This is a genomic window from Streptomyces sp. NPDC050856 (assembly GCF_040653855.1).
Lineage (GTDB): Bacteria > Actinomycetota > Actinomycetes > Streptomycetales > Streptomycetaceae > Streptomyces.
The window spans coordinates 38,667-58,705 of record NZ_JBFAGV010000011.1; the positions used below are offsets into that span (position 1 = coordinate 38,667).

17 protein-coding genes and 1 pseudogene are annotated in these 20,039 nt (G+C 71.4%); 17 read left to right on the forward strand and 1 reads right to left on the reverse strand.

Annotated features, from left to right (window positions below; translation table 11 throughout):
• Positions 1-273: 273 nt before the first annotated feature.
• From AB0H53_RS12940 to AB0H53_RS12960, 5 genes and pseudogenes are all read left to right on the forward strand, one after another.
• Positions 274-714, forward strand: coding sequence for a hypothetical protein (locus AB0H53_RS12940; RefSeq protein WP_362110796.1), 441 nt, complete (start codon positions 274-276; stop codon positions 712-714).
• A gap of 142 nt (positions 715-856) precedes the next feature.
• Complete coding sequence (locus AB0H53_RS12945; protein ID WP_362110799.1) at positions 857-1,231, forward strand: hypothetical protein; 375 nt, start codon at positions 857-859, stop codon at positions 1,229-1,231.
• Positions 1,232-1,745: 514 nt separating this feature from the next.
• Positions 1,746-1,961, forward strand: a pseudogene (locus AB0H53_RS12950) (class I SAM-dependent methyltransferase); the annotation flags it as partial.
• A 549-nt stretch (positions 1,962-2,510) separates the two neighbouring features.
• Complete coding sequence (locus AB0H53_RS12955) at positions 2,511-2,741, forward strand: hypothetical protein (protein ID WP_362110802.1); 231 nt, start codon at positions 2,511-2,513, stop codon at positions 2,739-2,741.
• A 5-nt stretch (positions 2,742-2,746) separates the two neighbouring features.
• A complete protein-coding gene (locus AB0H53_RS12960) occupies positions 2,747-3,781 on the forward strand; it encodes a serine hydrolase domain-containing protein (RefSeq protein ID WP_362110805.1) in 1,035 nt (344 codons plus the stop codon).
• Between the two features lie 177 nt (positions 3,782-3,958).
• Here AB0H53_RS12960 and AB0H53_RS12965 read toward each other — a convergent pair whose 3' ends face one another.
• Positions 3,959-4,126 (reverse strand): hypothetical protein, encoded by a 168-nt coding sequence (locus tag AB0H53_RS12965; RefSeq protein ID WP_362111131.1) that lies wholly within the window; start codon positions 4,124-4,126, stop codon positions 3,959-3,961.
• Between the two features lie 1,411 nt (positions 4,127-5,537).
• Between AB0H53_RS12965 and AB0H53_RS12970 the strand changes: the two genes are divergently transcribed.
• The 12 genes from AB0H53_RS12970 to AB0H53_RS13025 all read left to right on the forward strand — a co-directional run bounded on the left by AB0H53_RS12970 (position 5,538) and on the right by AB0H53_RS13025 (position 20,034).
• Positions 5,538-6,737, forward strand: a complete 1,200-nt coding sequence (locus tag AB0H53_RS12970; protein WP_362110808.1) for an aldehyde dehydrogenase family protein — start codon at positions 5,538-5,540, stop codon at positions 6,735-6,737.
• The gene (locus tag AB0H53_RS12975; RefSeq protein ID WP_362110811.1) at positions 6,734-7,246 is read left to right on the forward strand and encodes a hypothetical protein; all 513 of its coding nucleotides are present in this window, start codon (positions 6,734-6,736) and stop codon (positions 7,244-7,246) included. The genes AB0H53_RS12970 and AB0H53_RS12975 overlap by 4 nt, the downstream gene beginning before the upstream one ends.
• 85 nt (positions 7,247-7,331) lie before the next feature.
• A complete protein-coding gene (locus AB0H53_RS12980) occupies positions 7,332-8,993 on the forward strand; it encodes a thiamine pyrophosphate-dependent enzyme (RefSeq protein WP_362110814.1) in 1,662 nt (553 codons plus the stop codon).
• Positions 8,990-10,363, forward strand: coding sequence for a fatty acid--CoA ligase family protein (locus AB0H53_RS12985; protein ID WP_362110817.1), 1,374 nt, complete (start codon positions 8,990-8,992; stop codon positions 10,361-10,363). The genes AB0H53_RS12980 and AB0H53_RS12985 overlap by 4 nt, the downstream gene beginning before the upstream one ends.
• The gene (locus tag AB0H53_RS12990; RefSeq protein ID WP_362110820.1) at positions 10,353-11,459 is read left to right on the forward strand and encodes a beta-ketoacyl synthase N-terminal-like domain-containing protein; all 1,107 of its coding nucleotides are present in this window, start codon (positions 10,353-10,355) and stop codon (positions 11,457-11,459) included. Before AB0H53_RS12985 ends, AB0H53_RS12990 begins: the two co-directional genes overlap by 11 nt.
• Positions 11,452-12,801 carry an MFS transporter gene (locus AB0H53_RS12995; protein ID WP_362110823.1) on the forward strand — a complete coding sequence of 450 codons (1,350 nt, stop codon included), beginning with the start codon at positions 11,452-11,454 and terminating at the stop codon, positions 12,799-12,801. The genes AB0H53_RS12990 and AB0H53_RS12995 overlap by 8 nt, the downstream gene beginning before the upstream one ends.
• The gene (locus tag AB0H53_RS13000) at positions 12,788-14,920 is read left to right on the forward strand and encodes an HAD-IIIC family phosphatase (protein WP_362110826.1); all 2,133 of its coding nucleotides are present in this window, start codon (positions 12,788-12,790) and stop codon (positions 14,918-14,920) included. The genes AB0H53_RS12995 and AB0H53_RS13000 overlap by 14 nt, the downstream gene beginning before the upstream one ends.
• Positions 14,917-15,918 carry a ribonucleotide-diphosphate reductase subunit beta gene (locus AB0H53_RS13005; RefSeq protein WP_362110829.1) on the forward strand — a complete coding sequence of 334 codons (1,002 nt, stop codon included), beginning with the start codon at positions 14,917-14,919 and terminating at the stop codon, positions 15,916-15,918. The genes AB0H53_RS13000 and AB0H53_RS13005 overlap by 4 nt, the downstream gene beginning before the upstream one ends.
• Before the next feature lie 91 nt (positions 15,919-16,009).
• Positions 16,010-16,789 carry a glycosyltransferase gene (locus tag AB0H53_RS13010; RefSeq protein WP_362110832.1) on the forward strand — a complete coding sequence of 260 codons (780 nt, stop codon included), beginning with the start codon at positions 16,010-16,012 and terminating at the stop codon, positions 16,787-16,789.
• Positions 16,786-18,186, forward strand: coding sequence for a condensation domain-containing protein (locus AB0H53_RS13015; RefSeq protein ID WP_362110835.1), 1,401 nt, complete (start codon positions 16,786-16,788; stop codon positions 18,184-18,186). Before AB0H53_RS13010 ends, AB0H53_RS13015 begins: the two co-directional genes overlap by 4 nt.
• The gene (locus tag AB0H53_RS13020) at positions 18,179-19,384 is read left to right on the forward strand and encodes a hypothetical protein (protein WP_362110838.1); all 1,206 of its coding nucleotides are present in this window, start codon (positions 18,179-18,181) and stop codon (positions 19,382-19,384) included. Before AB0H53_RS13015 ends, AB0H53_RS13020 begins: the two co-directional genes overlap by 8 nt.
• Positions 19,381-20,034: a hypothetical protein gene (locus tag AB0H53_RS13025; protein WP_362110841.1), complete on the forward strand. Its 654-nt coding sequence runs from the start codon at positions 19,381-19,383 to the stop codon at positions 20,032-20,034. Before AB0H53_RS13020 ends, AB0H53_RS13025 begins: the two co-directional genes overlap by 4 nt.
• Positions 20,035-20,039 lie beyond the last annotated feature (5 nt).

Consider the following 20,039-nt stretch of genomic DNA (forward strand, 5'->3'; position numbering starts at 1 on the left):
CTCCGGACACGTTTCCGGACACCCCATGGGACAGGGCTCGGACAGAGACCGGACGAGGACCGGACACGGCGGTGACCAGGCCGGACACGGGTGCTCTGTCCGGGACAGGCCCCTGCGGTTGTTCCCGCTCCCCGGTATGCGGAACATTCGGATTGCCCGGCCGATCGCATCCATGGCCGGGCGGGCGTCTTTCCCCTCCTCCTCGCGCCACGCGTCCGACAGGAGGGGTTCGCCGCGCCTTCCCGGAAGAGTCCCCATCGAGAAGGAGACGTTGTGACACTTCGTTCGTGTGCCGCTGTCGCGGGTATCGGCGCCATGGCGGTCCTGGGAATCTGCGTCGCGCCTGCTCAGGCATCGGAGAATTCCTCCAGGTATTCCTGTGGTTCCTCTGGAGCCTGGTCGTCCGACCGCGGGGCGTACGCCGGCTTCAGCGAGAACTGCCTGTGGTCGACCGGTGGCGGTTACTACATCCACGTCACCGGCACGCTGCACGACTACGCCAGGGACGGTCTGGGTCCGCGGTTGTACGCGCAGCCCCGAATTTCGACGGGCTGGGGACCGACCCAGCTCGTGGCGAGGAACAGCAACGGCTATGACGGGCCACCCGCCGAGATCTCCGGCTACGTCACGGGCGTGGATGCCCAGTACGTCGCCCGGTACAAGGTGTGCAACGGCGGCGTCGACACCAACTGCTCATCTTGGTTCGAGGCATGATGGGCCGCCCGCGCACAGCCCCGCGCACCCGCGCCGGGGCGGGTGGGCGGGTTCGGCCGGACCCGTCGCTCGTATCCGCGCACCGGTTGCTCGCGGGCGGGTGCCTCGCCGTCGGCGGCGCGCTCCCGGACCAGGAGTGGCCATGACCACCCGCATCCGGACAGGACCCTCGCTGCTGACGACCGCCGCGCTCCTCGCGGGCGCTCTGATCGCCACAGCGGCACCCCCGGCCCACACCGCACTCGCCGCACAGTCGACCTCCGTCACGGCGGTCGCGACAGAGGACAGTACCTCCGGTGCCGCCGGCGAGGCGGAGTGGTATCGCACCACGTCGCTGGGCGGCCCGATCAGGGCGTGCTACAAGGCGAGCTGCGACTGGTACTACCGGACGTCCCCCGGGGACGAGCTGCACTGGAGCCACAGCGCCTACAACGAGTACGGGAACCTGTGGTACTACGTCGACAACACGCATACGCGCGGGTGGATCCATTGCGGGAATGTGACGGCGGGATGCTGACCGCCGGACCTCCCGGCGGAGGTCCGCGGTCCGTCCGAGCGGTGCACCACCCAGTGGCCCGGCAACCAACGGGGGACGCCCGCCGTTCGGCGCGCGCCGAACCCGAGAGGCCGCCGACGAGTCGCTCGACGGAACGACGGAACGAGCTGAAGCTGCCACGTCGGGGGAATGCACGAACACCGCGGTCGGCGCATGATCGGCGACCGCGTCCTTCCGCCCGGTGGGCAACCGCGGCAACAACGCCGCAGTCGCCCTGGGATCGGGTGGCTCCGGCGGCCAGTACCGTGTCCCGTCCGAGCACAAGAACGGCAACACTCGAGCGAGTTCGGTGTACTTCGCGTACGCCCGACGACAACTGCTGAGCTCGGCGGTCACGGTCCCTCGCTCGGGTCGCCCCTCCCCCACAGCACGCCGCCGGGCCTCGGAAGGGCGCCCCGGCCGGCGAGCCCCGGTGCGGGCGGCCGCAGGGACACGGAGGCCGCAGACCGCGTGGGCTCCGCCGCGGACGGCCGCAGCCGACGTCGGGTGCGGGTCCGGACATCTGACGGCCATGCTGCACGTCTTGATGCTGGACGCCTTCGGGATAGACCTCTCCCCGGCCCTGGTCGAGCATGCCTGGCGGGCCCGTCCGGCGCTGCGGTTCGACGAGGCGCGGATGGAGGCCGTGCCGGCCCACTATTCGATGCTCCGTACCCGGCCTGCGAAGACGCCCGTACCGCTTGCCGAGCAGGCGCCGGGCAGGACCGGCGACCAGCCCTGCACCCGCAGCCGGGAAGCGAGCGGCTCCTCCGTGACGTCCCCGCGCTCGGCCTTCTCGGGCGGGGTGCCTCATCGACGTCGCGGGGGGGCCGGTGGCGTGCCGAGCACCGCCCGGGCCGCCTCGTCCAGGAGGACTGCGGCATCCGGCGGGCAGGTACGCCACACCACGGCAACGAGGCGGGCCGGCTCCGGCAACCGGGCTTCCCGGAGCCGAACAGGCAGGAATTGGCCGGCACGTACGGCCATAGGTAACCGGGAGCCCATCCTCTTTGCTGCGACACGCGCGTGTCCACGGCTCCTCCCGCGGGATCTCCCCCAGTCCAGACACCCACCGATACCCGGAATGGGTGGACCCTCGACTGGCCCCAGGTGCCCCCGTCCCTCGGTCGTGGCCATCGGACAGGGCCGAGCTGAGGTGTCCCTCCACGTGGTGAACCTCTCCTATCCGTCAATCTTGGCGCCTCACCGAACGCGTCAACTCAGGTTGACGATTGCGGGGTGGGTCAACTAAGGTTGACTCATGGCTGAAGTTGACATTTCGTCGATCACCGAGAACGCCGATCCCATCGCAGCGCTCCGCGAGGCAGCCGCGCTGCGCCACCGCCTGGAAGGACAGGAAGAGGTCCTGGTGCACCGGGCGCGGGTGGCAGGGACAACGTGGACGCAGATTGCCGAGGCGCTGGGGGTTTCAAAGCAGGCCGTACACAAGAAGTACGGCGGCCGACGCCTGTTCGGCCGGACGGAAGCCTGACGATCGTGACCTCGCTCCTCGATGATCTGGCACGACGAACGGCCAAGCGGCTCGGCGCACGACAGCGTGGCGTCGTCGCGGTGGGTGCTGTCCGGGGCGGGCAGTCCGCACTGCACGGCGCAGACCCCGGCACGCTGTTCGAGATCGGTTCCGTCACCAAGACGTTCACCGCGCTGGCCCTGGCCCAGCTCACCGTGCGTGGCGCCGTGGGGCTGGACCAACCGCTCCGTGACCTGCTACCCCGCGACATCATGGCCCCCGAACGCGGTGGTGGGGTCATCGAGCTGGCTCACCTGGCCTGCCACACTTCCGGTCTGCCGCGGCTGCCCAAAGGCCTCCTGCCGCGAGGGCTGTTTCGATCGGACCCGTACGCCGGCTGCACGGGCGAGCTTCTGCTGGACGGATTGCGGCGCACCCGTTTGCGGTCGGTGCCCGGTACCCGCTTCCGCTACTCCAACTTCGGCGCCGGCCTGCTCGGGCTCGCCCTGGCACGCCACGCCGGCACCGACTACGACACGCTCATCCAGGCCGAGATCTGCCGGCCCCTCGGCATGACCGACACTCACGTGGTTCTCGACCCCGCACGCACCGCACGACTGGCCGGTGGCCACTCCCGCACCGGCCGCCCCCGCCCGCCCTGGCACCTGGCCGCCCTCGCCGGCGCCGGCGGCCTGCACTCCACCGTGCCCGACCTGCTCAGGCTGGCCCGGGCCCAGATCGGCCCCGCGCCCGAAGAACTCGCCGAAGCCATCGCTCTCACCCACACGACCGCCCACCGCATCAACGCCAGAGCCGCCGTCCATCCCGGCTGGATCTCGGCCAACCTGCCCCGCAGCCAGCACCGCGTCCTTTTCCACACCGGCGGCACCGGCGGCTACCGCAGCCTGCTGGCCGTAGCCCCCGAACACCGAGCCGCAGTCGTCATCCTCAACGCCAACACCCGACCCGTGGACCGCCCCGGCCTCAACCTGCTCGCCCAGATCATCGACTCCGGACCCGGTCCGGACCCCGTCCCGGCCGCCACGGGCGCCGCCGGCTGATGCCGGCGATCCGGCCCGCTTCCCAGTTGCTCACACCTCGATCCATGAGCAGGACGTATTCCCCCCGCTCACGAACCAGCACGGGGCTGGCCAACAAGGCGTGGGGCATACGGGCGCGATGTGCGCCGAAGCCGTGCCGGTCGACCTGCGGACGGGGACGGTCCCTCCCCGTCCACCTCACGATGCGACCGAGCCACGGGTTCCGGTGCTCGACAGACGAAAACGAGAAGCCCGAACGAATGTCGTGACGCGGGCGCTGATGTCGCCCAGCGCGGAGCTGGGGTCGCGTTCCGTGGCGAGGTCGGCCAGGGCGACGACACCCACCGCGCGCCGTTCCTGGAGCACGCGGTGGCGACTCCCCCGGGGCGTGCGATCCTGCGGCTCCTGGGGCGTGCGGACACCGCGGCCCCGCGCTTCGTCCGTGGTCACGCGGAGCGCCTGGGCCGGCGGCTCGGTGATGCGGAGCAGGAGGAGATGGGGACGCGGTCAAGGGTGCGGCCGGGACCTTTGGTGCCTGACTCATGGGGTTCACTCGTCTCCGTGGGAGCCAAGGGAGCGCCGTCGCCGGCCGACGGCGTGCCGTGCCGTGCCGACGCGGGCGTCTTCGTGCGGCGGTCTCCGGCGCACCGTCGCCGCTGGGCGCGTGATGCGGATTCGTTGTGGACCGCCGGGCCCGGTCGAGCCTGGCGTTCGCGGGTGCCGGGCGGTCAACAGGCAGGAGCGACGAACCTGGAGGGCCAGGAGCGACACGAGTCACCCCTCGGCCGATGCCTGGTTTCCATCGTCCATGCGTGCCGGGTGCGGTGTCAACGAGTTGCGTGGCGCGTGCAGACAAACCGGAAGGCCCGTTGGTTTGTCCGATTGCCGCGGGACACCGGCGGCCGGAATGCCCCTCAGCGGCTGGTCATCGCGGCGAGATCTCACCCAGTCCTCCGGCACATGCAGTCGATGGAGACGTCCGACACATCCGCTTTGAGCACGGTATGGGAGCCGTCACCTGTGGCGGAAACACGGCGAGATCCATGCGTCACCGCGTGACGTGCCACCGCCGGCCCTTGTTCGAAGGTGTGCGGGGCGATTGCGGGAACGATGGCTCAAACGCTCTCTCTTCCGTCGCTCCGGCACATCGATCCGGCCGGGGACGAGATACGCGTCCGGGTGGGCGGGGAACCCCCGGACCGGTTCATCGCGGTTTTACCGTCATCGCCGTGACCATGAACAACACGGCCGGCACCGGGACGACGGCCCGGATCGCCACGGTGACGGCCCCCCGGTTCAGCGGAGTCGATTTCCGGTCACTCATTTCGCCATTCCGTCGCGGCATGGCGGTGATGTCATGGCGCACGACGAGCGCCGAAGAAGGCCCAGGAAGTCGAATTGGTCTACCCCGGCACACTCCAGGGACCGCGCGGATCACGGGCCGTCATGAGATCCCACTGGTTTGCACAGACCAGGATGAACTGGGCGCATCGCGGCATGGGGCCAGCCGTTCGAATCACCGTTGACACCAGCAAGTTTCGTATGGAAGCTGTTGTGGTCGGAAACCTGACCGACGCATAGGAACCGAATGAGTGCGGATGCGCCACGAGTTGCTGACCTGATGGGGCGCCGAAAACCGTGCCCGACGCAGCGCTTGTCGGCTGCGTCCGCCAAGAAGGCCGCACATATCTGCACCTCGACCATGGAAAGCTGAGCCGAGGGGGAGCCGTTGTCCAGTGTGTCTTCCGGAAGCCGAACCACCGACGTGGGGCTCGACTTGGACGAGATAGAACTTCTCTGCGCCACGTGGGCCGATCGGCTCCTGGACCGGTCGGAGGATTTGTTACGCCTGCTCACATCCGTGGCAACTCGGGACAGCGCGGTGGCCGAACTGGATTCCGCCGTCGACACTCTGCGCGGAGGCCGGCAGGAACTGGAGCGGTTCGCCGGTCACGCAGGGGGGCGCGTCTGCACCTTTCTGCCGTCCAACAACGTGCTCTACTCGTACGTCCTGTTCGGTTTGATGCCCGGACTCTGGAGCGACGAGGTGCTGGTGCGGCCGTCGGCCCGGACCCGGGATGTGGTGCTTCGGCTCCATGAGCTCCTCAAGGACGTGCCGCACAACCCGGTCTCCATGGTCGACGTGTCCCAGCGGGAGTTCGTGGCGTTGTGCCGTCAGGCACAGATGGTGGTCTTCACCGGGCGGTACGAGAACCTCCAGGACATCAGGAACGCGATTCCTGCAGACATCCCTGTGCTGGGTTTGGGATCCGGCCCCAATCCGGTGGTGGCGGGACCTTACGCGGACGTCTCGGAAGTGGTCCGCGCGACGACGGAGTCCCGTCTCTTCAACGGCGGCCAGGACTGCCTCTGCCCGGACCTCCTGATCGCCCACAGCTCGCTGTATCCGCAAATCCGTGAAGAGCTGGCCGCAGTCTTTTCCACCATTCCCCGCGCCCGCAGGGAACAGCCCGGACTGATCGCTCCTCCAATGTTCTATCCCGACGCGTTCGACGCGGCTGCCGCGTTCGTCGAAACCCATCGGGACAAAGTCGTCAGTGGCGGAGGCATCGACGCGCCGAACAGATGGCTGGAGCCCACCGTTGTCGAATTCCCCGGCCTGTCGGAAACACATCCACCTGAACTCTTCTCTCCGGTGCTCTGTCTGACCTCCTATACGGAGCCCTACCAGGTCCGCGCCTGGCTGGAGAGCGAGACGGAAACCGAACGCGGCATGTACGTCAGCGTCTATGGTGAGCCCGGCTTGCCGGACCCCGTGCTGGGTACATCCGTGAACTGCGGCCCCCGCACCTCCTTCGACGTCGAGAACGGCAATCAGCCGTTCGGCGGCTACGGCAGGCGCGCCAGCGCCCGCTGGCAGCACGGCGAGGTGGTGGCGCGCCCCCTTCTGCTGTCCAGGGAAGCGGGGCGACATCCCGCCCCGGAGGTCTCCCACACCTCCGTGGCCGCCCGATGAATGGCAGCGAGCAGCAACGGCTGAGCCGCCACGGAACCGTCGTCAGCGTCCTGCGCCCAGCGCCAGGTCAGCGGACCGGGGCACTTGCCGCGCGGACGCCACGCGTCCCGGAGCCCTCCTGGTGGCGTGACGCCCCGGCCGCCGTCGCCGACGTCCTGGCCCGGCTGCCCGGCTTGACCGGCTGCACGCCCCTGCACTTCGCGGTCGCCGAGTACTGCGCCGTGGCCGGCGAGCTGTACACCCGGCGTGTCGACGGCCGGAAGTACCGGCTGCGCCCGTCGGCGTCGACGGAACTCGAACCCAGTCGGCTGCTGACGGCACACGCGGACGGCCCCGTCGCGCACCACGAGGCGTACTTCCACTGCGGCCCCGGGGACGGGGACGCGGCCGAGCAGGCGGCCCGGGCTGCCCTGGCGGCCGGCTCGTGCGGCAGCGCGGCGATCCTGCGGGTCCGCTGCTCGGAGTCCCTGTTCCGGTTGACCGGGGAACTGATCTCCGTGGCCCCGTGATCCGCGCACCCCAGCGGCGTGACCGATTCCCACATGTGCAGCACAGAAAGGGCGACTGTCAGTGTCGAGCGGCTTCTGGGACCGTATGGCAGCGGAGTTCGGCCGCCTGGGTGTCGACATGGTGGTGGGCTTCCCTTCAGACCTTCCGTCGCTCGTCGACGCGGCCTCCCGGCGGCAGGACACGCACGTGCTCGTGCCTCGGGACCAGCGCACGCTGGGATGCGTGGCGGCGGGATACGTGCGGACGAAACGTCGGCCCGCCGTGATCGAGGTGTCCACGGGACCCTCCGTCCTCAACGCGCTCACCGGACTGGCCGAGCTCGCCTCACTGCGGCTGCCCGCGGTGCTCGTCACCACGGCGACCGCCCGGGACCAACGGGGCAGAGCCGCCTTCCAGGAGCTGTCCCAGCGCGAACTGCTCGGCCAGTTCTCCGTCTGGTACCACGTGCTGGCCACCGGTGACCAACTCCGCTGGGCGGTCGAGTCGGCCCTGTGGCAGGCCACGGGCCCGCGTCCGGGCATCGCCGTCATCGAGGTTCCGGCCGACGTGGCCGAGGCGCCCATTCCCACCACGGCCGACGGGGACGCGCGCGCCGGGCGACCGGCGCCCGCGCGTCCGACCCCGGCCCCCGCGGAGGAGTCCCTCCTGTACGCCGGAATACTGCTGCAGCGCACTCGGCGGCCGCTGATCGTGGTGGGCGGCGGAGCGCACGCCGCGGGGGCCGGTCCGGCCGTGTGGAAACTCGCCAGGGAACTGAACGCGCCGGTACTCGCGACGGCCAGCGGCCGTGGCACGGTGCCCGAGGTCGGCAACCGGTTCCACGAAGCCGGAGACAACTTCTGCGGGCTGCTCGGTCTCTACCGTGAAGAGGCCCTGGCGGACACGCTCCGGCAGGCCGACCTCGTGCTCGCCTTCGGTACCAGGCTGGAGGAGACGGCGCGGGACGGCTGGGACGAATTCCTGGGCGACGCCCCGCTCGTACGGGTCGACTCCGACCCCGAGGCGCAGTTGTACGGCCCCTCGGCCGAGTGCTTTCTCGCGGGTGATGCCACCCTCACCGCCGAGTTGCTGCTCCTGGAAGCGGGGCGCGCGGTCACCCCGACGAGAGAGTCCTGGGGCGACCAGTGGCGCGCTGCCCGCGACCGGCTGTTCAAGGACGCCGCGCCGGGCATGGTGCCCGCGACCCTTCGTGCGCTGTCGCGCGAGTACGGCGACAGCCGTTGGTGCGTCGTCCAGGAAAACGGGCTGCACGACCTGTGGGGGTACCACTACGCCTGCCTGCAACTGGGCCCCGCGGGAACGGCGCTCACCCCGGGTGAGCAGACCATGATGGGGTTCGCGCTGCCCGCAGCGGTGGGCGTAGGCCTCGCGGACCCCACCATGGAAACGGTGGTGACCTGCGGCGACGGTGCCCTGGAGATGAGCCTTGCCGCCCTGGCGACGGCCCGGCAGGCCGGCATCGGCCTGACCGTCGTCACCTGGGACAACGGCGGCTGGGGCTGGCCCCGCGCCGAGCGTGACGCCACGGCGTCCCTCATGTCGTTCACGAACCGCTCCCGGAGCCTGCCCGCCCTGGAGCGGATGTTCGACGACACGCAGCGGGTCGAGAACGCGGACCAGCTGGCGCATGCCCTGGCCCGGGCCCGCGAGCACGCCCGGGCCGGGCGGCTGGCTCTGGTCGTGGTTCCCGCCGACGACGCGAATCTGCCGCAGGCCGCGCGGCGGGGACTGGAGCGGACGGCATGAGCGACCGGTCTCCAGCGGTGCGTCTCGTGGTGGACGGGGAGCCGGTCGACTCCCTGGTACTGCGGCGTGCGGTCGACGCCGTGACGCGGGCGGCCGCCGAGGCGGGAGCGGGTCCGGGCCTGGGCGTCCTCGCTCCCACGACCAATGGAACCGCGTTCGTGGCCGCGGCCGAGGCGTGCCGGCGCACCGGCGCCGCCCTGGTCCTCCGCTCCCCGTATGCGCGCACCTCGGGGCTGCCCGCCGTGTGCGAGGTGAGCGACGGCCCGGCGGGTCCGCGGGTGACACCCCGGCCCGTCGCCACGCACGAGCGATTTCCTTCCGACACGACGGTCGCCTGCTTCACCTCCGGCAGCACCGGTGATCCCCGCCTGGTCCTGCTCAGCGCCCAGGGCCAGGAGTACCAGTACCGGGCCACCGCGGAGCGCATGGGAACCACGGACACGGACCGGCTGTGCCTGCCGCTGCCGCTCGGCCACGCGTACGGCTTCAGCGTGCTCGGGATGGCCCGCCTGACCGGTGCTCAGCTGTGGGTCGAGACGGCGAACGACGCCCTGGCCGTCCTGCACCGGCTCACCCCGAACGGCATCACCACGCTCGACGGTGTGCCGGGGCTGTACGCGGCACTGCTGTCCCGCCTGGACAGGTTCCCCGACAAGCGCCGGGCCTTCGCCGCGCTACGGTTCCGCGGCTGCGGAGGAGAGGTACTGCCCGCCTGGATCGAGGACAGGTTCGCGCGGTGGGGAGCCCCTCTGCACAACGGGTACGGCCTGACCGAGGCCGGTCCCAACGTGGCGCTCAACGCGCCCGGGCACACCTACCCCGGCACGGTCGGCCTGCCCCTGCCGGGCACCGAGGTGAGGATCGAGGAGAGCCGCGGCGAACTGCTGGTCCGCGGCCCGGGCGTCATGTCGGGCTACTTCGGCGACAGCCGGCGTCGGCTCCGCTCCGACGGCTGGCTGGCCACGGGTGACCAAGCCGAATGGCGGGGTCCCGCCCTCCACATCGTGGGCCGGCTCGACCACCGCGTCATCATTCACGGTGAGACGGTCATCCCCACCGATGTGGAGGCGCTGCTCAGCGGCCTCTGCTCGGCCGGCCAGGTGGTGGTGGACGCCGTGGTCGACCGGCGGGGCACGACACGGCTGGGCGCCATGGTGGTGACGGCCGGTGACGCCGACCTCGCCGGCTGGCGGGCGGCCGCCCGGGACCTGCTGCCGCCCGCGCTGCGCCCACGCGTGGTCGTACCCGTCGAGGAACTCCCCCGCCTGCGCAACGGCAAGCTCGACCGCAGTGCCGTGCGGAGCCTGCTGTCCGAGCACGCCGCGGGAGACCGGCGCGCGGTCGCACAAGGAGGGCACCATGCGGACTGAACACACCCACGCGGGGCCGGGCGTGCTGATCACCGGCGTCGGCGTCCGCCTGGCCGGACACCAGGGCACCGAGGGGCTGTGGCACGCGGCCACGCAGGAGGGCGCGTACGCGGCGTCACCGCCCGAGTGGTCGAAGCCGGACCTGCTCGGCACGGTCATCGACGAGGCGCTCGCCGAGGCCGGGTTCCCCCGGTCGGCGCGGCCCGATTGCCGGGTGTCGGTCGTGGTCTGCGCACAGGCCGCCGTCACCACTCCGACGCTGTCGCCCTTCCTCCACGGCGCCGACACGAACGTGCTGACCACCCGTGCGGGACGGGCCCCGGTCACCGTGGTCTCCCATGCGTGCGCCACCGGCGGCTTCGCCCTCCGCCTGGCCGTGCAGAGGCTCGTCTCCAGCCAGTCGGACATCGTCGTCGTGGCGGGCGCCTCCGTGCCCGATCCGCTGGAGGAGATGAGTCTCGACGCGGTCGGCGTGCTGGCCGAAGGCCCCGTACGACCACTGGACGTGCGGCGTGACGGCATAGCCGTCGGCCGAGGTGCCCTGGCCCTGGTGCTCGAGCGGGCTGACGACGCGGCCCGCCGCGACGTCCCCGGGGCCATCTCGGTCGCCGCCACCGCGTGCCTGGTGAAGCCGGGCAGGGCCGAATCCGATACGCAAGCGGTGGGCGCGGTGCTGCGTGCGGTGCTGGACCCGGCGGACGGCCCGGACCGTACGCGCGTCGACGCCGTCTGCGCCCACGCCACCGGCACAGCGCGCGGTGACGAAGCGGAGCTGGGACAACTGGCGCAGCTCGGCGCGGAACTGGAGTGGACCGACGTGCCGGTCTTCTCCCACAAGGGAGCCCTCGGACACCTTCTGCACACCTCTGCCCTGGCGGCTGTCGCGCACTCGGTGGAGGCCATGCGGAGGTCCGTCGTACCCGGGACCCCGGGATGCCACACGCCGATGACGGTCGATGCGGGAGTGCGCGTCAGCACGGAGAGTTTCCCGCGCCCCCTGGCGCGTGTCCTGGTCAACGCGTTCGGGTTCGGCGGCAACTATGCGTCCGTTCTGCTCGAGAAGCACACGTATGGAAAAGAGCCGCAAGATGGATGACACCCTGGGGGCGAAGAGCCAAGGAACGAAGGCGGGACCCACGGCCCCGTTCGGCTCACGTGGGCTGTCCCGCAACGCGCTGTTCCTCAGCATCTTCTTCATCGAGCTGGGGGCCGCCATGACAGCGGTCGCCCTGCCTCTGCTCCTGCTCGACCAGTACGGCATCAGCGCCTCCTCCGGCCTCGCGTTCGCGGCGCGGCTGATCCCGGGTGTGCTGCTCGGGCCCGTGGCCGGAGACGCCGTCGCCCGCCATGACCCTCGGCGCGTCGCCGTCGTCAGCGCCCTGGCCAGCGCCGGCGTCATCGCCCTCATGCCGTGGACGACGGAGCTGTGGCAGATCCAGTTGCTGAGCCTCCTCGTCGGCATCGGTCACATGTTCGCGGGACCCGCCCGGCTCGCGCTGCGGCCCCTGGTACTCAAAGAGGGCGAGGAACTCGCCGGCAACGGCGTCCTCGTCACCGTGGAACGACTCCCCGTCTTCCTGGGGCCCCCGCTGGCCGGCATCCTGGTCGCCTCCGCCGGCTTCCACGTGGCCTTCCTGGCCGAAGCCGCCGCCTGCCTGACCGCCGCCGTGCTCGTTCTCCTCGTCCCCGCCTCGCCCGTCGGCTCCCTGCTCCGCCCACAGGACGTCACGGCGTCCGACGGGGCAGGACGCCGAGGCCCGGGCGGCAGGCTCGTCACCGCCACCCGGCGTCTGCGCGATGCCTACACCGCCGGCGTCCGCGGCATGACCACCGCGGTCACCCGTGACCGCTTCCTGCTGGGTCTGACCCTGACCGGCTTCACGTACGTCGGCGCCGTGGCGGTGGGCAGGATGTTCCTGCTGCGCCTCGCGGCCGATTCGTTCCCCGGGCACTCCGGCTTCTACGGCTACCTGCTGGGCGCCATGGCCATCGGTGCCGTCCTCGGCGGCCTCCTCGTCGGCAGACTCACCCGTCTGCACAGCGGGCTTCTCTACATCATCGGCAACACCGTCGAAGCCGCCCTGTGGGTGATCGTCGTCCACGTCCCGTCGGCCACCACCGCGCTGCTCCTGCTGTTCTTGGCGGGCGTCACCGAATCCGTCGCCACCGCCGTCTTCTTCGCCGAGGCCCAGCGGCGCCTGCCCGCGCAGCTCGCCGGCCACTACTACGCCGCCCTCATCCCCCTCACCGACGCGTGCAGTCTGCTCGGAGCCGTGGCCGGGGCCTCGCTCACCGCCGCAACCCTCACCGGTGCGTCCCTCACGGTCGCCGCACTCATCGCATTGCCGGTCCTCCTCACCGCGCCCTGGTATCTGCGCGGAAGCGGACCGCACCACGAACAGGCCGAGACCCATGGAGGTACCCATGCCCAGCGCTGACACCACCGCCTACCGGGTCAGTGCCTACCTGTGCGTCACCGAACTCTCCTCCTCGACCGTTCTGACACACGCCGTCACCGGTGAGCGTGCCGCTGTCGAGCCCGCATTGGGCCGTGCGTTGCACAGCCTGGCCGGCAGAAAGCGCTTCACCCAGGCGGAGCTCCATGAGGTCACAGGGCTCTCCCAGGGCTCCCTCCTCGAGTTCCTCGCCCGGCGCGGTTTCGTCGTCGAGGCGGACACCGACGAGCGCACCGGGCTGGAGTCGCTCTTCGCCCTGGCGGCCCCGGTGTCCACGCCCCGCGACCAGAGTGCCGGGATCATGCGGGGCTTCGGGCGCCAGCACTACTTCCAGCCGCGCGCGCTCACTGCCCGCCTCCTTGACGGCCACCAGGGGAAGCCGCGGCAGCTCACCGTGCTGGCGCTCGGCGGATGCGTGACGGAGTTCGCGCGGGACGAGCTGATCGCACAGGGGCTGGAACGAGGTCTCGACGTCCGCGTCGTCGGAGCCTGGCCCGACTCCCGGGGCCGGCTCAAGTCGCTCGTGGACAAGCACCGGCCGGACGTCACCGTTCTCCAGCTGTCCCTCTACCCCTACCTGACGGAGCTGTGGGACCACGGTCCCCTCGCGACCGAGGACGAACGCCGTGCGCGGGCGGAGCGGCTACGGAGCGTCGGTCGCTCCTGGATCGACGCCTTGGCGGAGGCGACCCGTGACCACGGCATCGGGATCGTGCACAACTACGGGCCGACGGCGCTGTCCCCCTACGGGCGGTTCGAGCACCGGACCCCCATGGGCAGCCGGGAGACGCTGGCCCGGTTGAACGCGGGGATCGACGAGGCACTGCGGGCCCATGACCACCTGATGCTGCTCGACGAGGAACGACTGGTCGCGCGGTACGGTGCCGAACAGCTCTTCGACGACCTGTACTTCCCCTTCGGCCACCACGGCGGAGCCCCCGATCCGGAGCGGGACCAGCCACATCAGCTTCCCCTGCTGGGGTCCGTGCTCGCCGGCGAGTACCTCGACGTGTACGCCGCGGCGACCGAGCGGGGACGCGTCAAGTGCGTGGTCGTCGACCTCGACAACACGCTGTGGCCGGGGATCGCGGCCGAGGACGGCTTCTCCTGGCTCGACCGGGATCACACCTCGACGTGGGTCCACCTCGGCCTCCACCAGGCGCTGGCCCTGCTCAAGTCCCGGGGGTTCCTGCTGGCCACCGCGAGCAAGGGCACCGAGTCGCAGACCCTCAAGGCGTGGGAACAGGTGGATCACCCGCTGCTCCTGAAACCGGACGACTTCGTGATGCACTGCATCGACTGGCAGCCCAAGTCCCGCGGCATCGCCCGTATCGCCGCCCGTCTCGGGCTGGCGCACGAGGCGTTCCTCTTCCTCGACGACAATCCCGTGGAACGGCACGAGGTGCACCGCGCGCTCCCGCAGGTCCGGATCGCCCAGGGGCCCGTGCACGGGTTCCGCGCGCTCCTGCTCGGCGAGCCACTGCTCGACCGGCCCCCGGCCGGGCAGGAGGCGTCGCGGCGTACCGAGACCACGCGCGGCATGCTCAAACGGCGCGAACTCGGCGAGAGCCTGGACGAACAGACCCTGGCGCAGGAGGTGGGAGCGCGGATCACGGTGCGCAGGGCCCGGCCGGAGGACGTGGATCGCCTGGAGGAACTCCTGCACCGGACGACCCAGTACCGCACCACCGACTGGCGGCCGGCCCGCCACGAGCTGGAACGGCTCATACGGGCCGGGAGCGTGACGGTGTGCCATGTCACGGACCGTTTCGCGGACTACGGGCTCGTCGGCGGATGCGCCGTCGCCGGCGGGCAGGTGCTCTGCCTCGTCCTGAGCTGCCGCGTCATCGGTCTGGGGGTCGGCCCCCGGCTGCTGGCCGCCACCGTGCGGGAACTCGGCCTGGCCGGGGAACGGGTGCGTGGCACGTTCCTTCCGAGCGAGCGCAACGGCCCCGCCTCCGACGTCTTCGATCGTGCCGGGTTCCGGCACGACCCGGACGCGGGCCCGGACCGGGGCGACCACTACGTGCTCCGCGCGCCCGCCGACCTCATCGATCCTCAGTGCACCGCCGACCCCCACGACTCAGTTGGAGTGTCATGACCCGCTGGAGCACACTGCTGCTGGACGAGGCCCAGCTCTCCGAGATGGCGCACGTGCCGCTGGAGGACATCGCCGGCCACGCTCAGCTGACCATCGCCGCACGGCCGACGTACAGGACGCTCTACCGCTCCTGGGACAAACAGCACTGGTCGGCGGAGGCCCTGAACCTGGAACGCGACGCCGAGCACTGGCAGCGCGTGCCCCGCAGGACCAGGAACCGGCTGGAGCGGATCGTCCGGCACTTCCTCGTCGGCGAGTACACAGGGCTCGACCTGCTGGCACCGATCACGGTCGGCGCCCCAGACGAGGCGTCGCTGATCTTCCTCGGCACCCAGTCGGCGGACGAGTCGCGCCACACCCGGCTGATGGACCGGCTCGCGAGCGAGGTCCTCGGTCTCAGCGGCGACGACCTGCGGTACGCCCTCAACGCGGCCTGGCAGCACTCGACCCCCGCCCAATTGCGGCTGAACGCGCTCGAAGCCCGGCTCATCCGCCCGCTGTCGTCCCTGCACGCCGGCCATGACGACTGGCTGCGCGCCGTCGCTGTCTTCCACATCGTCACGGAGGGGGTTCTGGCGCTGACGGCCCAGCGCCGGCTGGTCGCCTCACTGCGCTCGGGCTCCTTCCTGCCCGGGCTCCGGGCCGGGTTCGTGGCGATGACCCGGGACGAGTCGCGCCATGTCGCCTTCGGTGTCGAGGCCATACGGCGCGGGGTCACGGAGAACGTGCCGGAGGCGAGGATCGACGCCGTGGCCGACGCGCTGCGCGAGGCGCTCGCCCTGGCCGTCGCCGTGGAACTGCCCGAGGACCCGTCCGACCAGGAGCGGGCGGAGGCCCTGGCCTTCGGCCGGGAACTGGAGGGCGAGGCTGTGCTGCGGCTCCGGTCGGCAGGCTTCCGGCCGGAAGTCATTGCGTGGATACGAACAGGAATGACCGCCACTCTCGCCTCGCTGGAGGCGCCCGAGGACCACGGGGGAGCCGATCACCATGTCGCCTGAGCCCACGAATCCGATGACATCCCGCTCCGGCGGGCGGCCCCAGGAGTCGGCCCGAGCCCCCCAGCCCTCGTCGGAACCCCTGGTCAGCGTCGTGACCCTTACCCACAACCGGCCGCAGGCGTTGTTGCGTTGTGTCCGGTCCGTCGCCGCGCAGGAAGGCGTGCGGACCGAGCACATCGTCGTCGGCGACGCCTGCCCCGCCCTCGCCGACGAGGGTTTCGTGGCCGAGCTGAGAGCGGTCCGCGCGGACGTCGTGCTCCACAACCAGCGACGCGCGCCCGGTTTCGAAGCCCGGTACCTGTCCTCCCGGCTGGGACAGATGCGCAATCTCGGGATCTCTCTGAGCCACGGTGCCTTCGTCGCCCAGCTCGACGATGACAACGCGTATCGCCCCCAGCACCTGCGCACCCTGGTGGATGCCCTGGAGCGCTTCCCGGACGTCGGCGTGGCGCACAGCTGGCGGCGCCTGGTGACCGAGCAGGGGGAGGAGTTCGTGCCGGCCGGCGAGGACCCGTGGTGGCCCGTCGTGGAAGGCCGCGCGGCGCGTTCGGAGTCCTACGACCGGCTCGTCGCACTGGGTGTCTTCGTTCCGGGTTCGCCGGTCGTCAGGGACGTCTTCAAGGTCGAGGGCGAACTGATCGCACGCCTGGACACCAACGAGTTGCTCGTACGCAGGGAGATCCACGACAAGGTGCCGTTCCGGGAGGAGTTCTCCCGCGCCCGGCAGAAGATGCAGTGGACGGAGGACTTCACGTTCGCGATCGACTTGGCGCGGGCCGGCATCGAGGTCGTCTGCACTCGGCAGGCCACCGTCGACTACACCATGGGCGGCTGCTCCACCAACGGTGAGGAGCTGAGGAACGCGATATGAGCGCATCGCCACTGCCCACACGCCTGCCCCTGTCCTGCCCGGCCCCCGCCGGCGAGTCCCCCGTCACCTGGGGCCAGCAGGCGATCTGGGACGCCATGCGGGACCTGGGCGCCTACGATCACCAGTTCAACCTCCGGTGGACGCTCACCCTGCCGACACCTGGCCCGATCCCGCGCGTTCTGGCCGCGCTGGAGTGGCTCGTCGGCCGTCACGAGTCCCTGCGCAGCGTCTACGACGGCCGCGCCGGCGCGGCGACCCAGCGGTTGCTGCAGCGCTGCGACATACCGCTGCACTGGCGCCCCACCCAGGCGAGTCCCGGTGAGACGGAACAGGCCGCGGCCGATCTGGCGGAGCAGCTGTGCGCCCGGTCGTTCCGTCACGGCACCGAACCACCGTTGCGGGTGGGGCTCGTGTACACCGGGAACGAGGTGACGCACATCGTGCTCGCCGTCTCGCACATGGCCGCGGACAACGACGGACTCGCGCGGGCGGCGAGTGAACTCCTGGACCGTGTGGCAGGGGCTGGGTCACCGCTGCCGGAGCCGACGCAGCCACGGCACATCGCCGCGCTGCAGCGCGGCGCGTCCTGGCAGGCACGCAGTGAGCGAGCCGCCGATTACTGGATCGAGACCCTGCGCGCGGCTCCGCCCATGGCAGCGCCGTCACAGGTGGCCGACGAGCGAAGTCCTCGCTTCTGGCGGGGACTGCTGACCTCCCGGTCTGCGCTGGGGGCCGTGGGCCATCTCGCCCGCGAGGGGGGCGTCAGTACAACAAGTGTCCTCCTGGCCGCGGTCGGCAGGGCCCTGGGCACCCTCACCGGTTCCCGCCGTCCCTGCGTGATGCTGATGTGCAACAACCGGACCCGTGAACCGTTCCGGAGCACCATCAGCCCTGTCGCCCTGGAAGGCGTCCTCTCCTTCGACGTCTTCGCCGACGGCCCCGGTGACGGCGGGGAGTCCGGCGCGACCGGCGCCGAGCCGGACTTCCCGGCCTTGGCGCGGCGGGCCTGGGACGCCTCGCTGCTCGCCTACCGGTACGCCCAGTACGACAAGCCGGCTCTCTCCGAGGCCATCGCCCGGGCCGGCGGATTCCGGTCCCGTATGCACCGCACCTGCTGGTTCAACGACCTGCGGATCGAGCGCCGGCCCCACGGGGCGCCGCCCCCGGCCGGTGCCTGGCGGACCGGCGAGTTCCGCTGGATGGACTTCACCCATGAGCAAGGAGACGCGGATCTGGCCTTCCACGTCTACGACCCCGCCGACACGCTCCAGATCACGCTGACCGCCGACACCCGCCTGGTGGGGCCCGCGACGATCGAGGGCGTCCTGCGCGACGTGGAACGGATCATCATGGAGGCGGCGGTCACCGCCCCCACGTCAGGGGACGTGCATGTCTGACGCACCGCCGAGGACGAGTGTGGCGGTCATGTGCCATCCGGCGCGCCGGGACCGGGTGGCCGACTTGGTGGCCGCGCTGCACCCGCTGCGCCCCAGACTCGTCTGGGACCCCGACCCCGGTGCCGGGCCCAGCCCTCTGCGCACCGCCAAGCTCGCGTGGTCGGACGTGGAACCCTGGGCCACACACCATCTGGTGCTCCAGGACGACGTCACGCTGGTGCCCGGCTTCGCCTCCCATCTCGCGTCGCTCGTCACGGCGCGGGAGAAGGACGCGATCGCTCTCTACGTCAACTGGAACAGCCCCCACAACGCGTACCACGTGCGCTGCGCCGCCGTGGCCGGTTCGCCCTGGGCCCCGCTGACGCTCCGCGAATGGGTGCCGACGCTGGGGCTGGTGCTGCCGGCCGAGGAGGCGCGCGGGCTGGCCGCGTACCTCAAGGGGTTCCCGGACAGCTTCCGCGACGAGGACGAACTGGTGGCCGAGTACTGTGAGGCGGCGGGGATCTCCGTCGTCGCGGCGGTGCCTCATCTGCTGGAGCACGGTACGGGTCCGAGCGTCGCGGGCAACGACGCGCACGGCCGGCGGAAGGCGACGGTGTTCGCCGGGGAGGCCCGCGTCCCCGACGGGCACTGGGCCGCTCACCCGGGCCTGAGTTCCTTCCCGAGCCGGCCCGCCGCCCTGCCGCATCCGTTCTCGGTGGAACTGGTCGCCTCCCGTTGCGGGCTGCGGATCCTGCGCGGGCAGGCGGGAGAACCGGTGGAACACCCCTTCAGCTGGGGCTGGCGCGACTGGGCGCCACTGATCGGGGCCGACCCCCTGCACATCGCGGACTCGCTGCGGGAGCGGACGACGCCGCCGCGCGGCAGCCTGGACGACGGGCGCCGGGCACCTCGCCGACCGTGGCCGGAACCGGCCCGCCCTCTCGCCCGTACGCGCCTGGAGGTCTGGGCGGCCGGTTATCTGCTCGGCCTCGACGTGGCCTCGGCCGCGTGGCCCGCCCCGGCGGCCGGACAAGCCGCGTTCGCCGCGTGGCTGCGCGACGAGGCCCTGCGGACCTGGATCGTCCCAGGGCTGACGGAACGTGACGCGGACGCCCTTGAGGAGACGGGCGTGGAGCACCTGGTGCGGCTGTGTGCCGACGCGGTCGGGTGCGGCACGCGGGAAGGACACCGCCGAAGGGAGGCGCGACCCGCGTGACATCCGACCCCGCGGACCTCGCGCGGAACCTGGTGCGCGCCATGGCACGCCGTGAGGCCTCAGCGCTCACCAGCAGCGCGGGGCGGCTGCCGGACCTGGCGGTACGCAGTGTGGCCTGTCCCTGCGGATCGGTTGCCGGAGATCTCGCCGAGGGGATCGACCGGGTGCGCACCGGACGGCTCGTGGACCTTGGGCCACAGACCCGGGGGGACGCCGCCGACCAGGATCTGCCCGTGCTCACGAAACTGGCGTGCGAGCGGCTCGAGAACCGCTCGCTGTTGCCGGTCGCGGTCGTGCTCCTGCGCCACCCGGGCCGTCCCGTCCGGCTCCGCACACGGGCAGTGGCCTTGCGGGAAGCGGGCGCCGGCCCCTCCCCGGCGTACCTGTCGGCAGGGCCGCCGGGCGTGCGGGAGCTGCTGCCGGTACTTCGCAGACTGAACGACGAGGAGACCTGGTGGCCCTCCTTGCCCGAGCCCTTGCCGGCCGGCGGCCAGGCCTGGACCCTGCCGGTCGCCACGCACCCGGCCTCGTCCGCCTTCGACGCGCGGGGGGCCGCGTTCCTCGGCCCGCACTGGGACGGCGGGCAGCCGGAGGAACTCAACGAGGTATATCGCCGCGCCCGCCGGGACGCGGTTCTCCGAGCACTGTGAAAGGG

Coding starts and splice junctions, on each gene's coding strand:
- AB0H53_RS12975 (WP_362110811.1), top strand. CDS start 6,734: ATGAATGGCAGCGAGCAGCAACGGCTGAGCCGCCACGGAACCGTCGTC.
- AB0H53_RS12980 (WP_362110814.1), top strand. CDS start 7,332: ATGGCAGCGGAGTTCGGCCGCCTGGGTGTCGACATGGTGGTGGGCTTC.
- AB0H53_RS13000 (WP_362110826.1), top strand. CDS start 12,788: ATGCCCAGCGCTGACACCACCGCCTACCGGGTCAGTGCCTACCTGTGC.
- AB0H53_RS12995 (WP_362110823.1), top strand. CDS start 11,452: ATGGATGACACCCTGGGGGCGAAGAGCCAAGGAACGAAGGCGGGACCC.
- AB0H53_RS13020 (WP_362110838.1), top strand. CDS start 18,179: ATGTCTGACGCACCGCCGAGGACGAGTGTGGCGGTCATGTGCCATCCG.
- AB0H53_RS12945 (WP_362110799.1), top strand. CDS start 857: ATGACCACCCGCATCCGGACAGGACCCTCGCTGCTGACGACCGCCGCG.
- AB0H53_RS13015 (WP_362110835.1), top strand. CDS start 16,786: ATGAGCGCATCGCCACTGCCCACACGCCTGCCCCTGTCCTGCCCGGCC.
- AB0H53_RS13005 (WP_362110829.1), top strand. CDS start 14,917: ATGACCCGCTGGAGCACACTGCTGCTGGACGAGGCCCAGCTCTCCGAG.
- AB0H53_RS12990 (WP_362110820.1), top strand. CDS start 10,353: ATGCGGACTGAACACACCCACGCGGGGCCGGGCGTGCTGATCACCGGC.
- AB0H53_RS12985 (WP_362110817.1), top strand. CDS start 8,990: ATGAGCGACCGGTCTCCAGCGGTGCGTCTCGTGGTGGACGGGGAGCCG.
- AB0H53_RS12955 (WP_362110802.1), top strand. CDS start 2,511: ATGGCTGAAGTTGACATTTCGTCGATCACCGAGAACGCCGATCCCATC.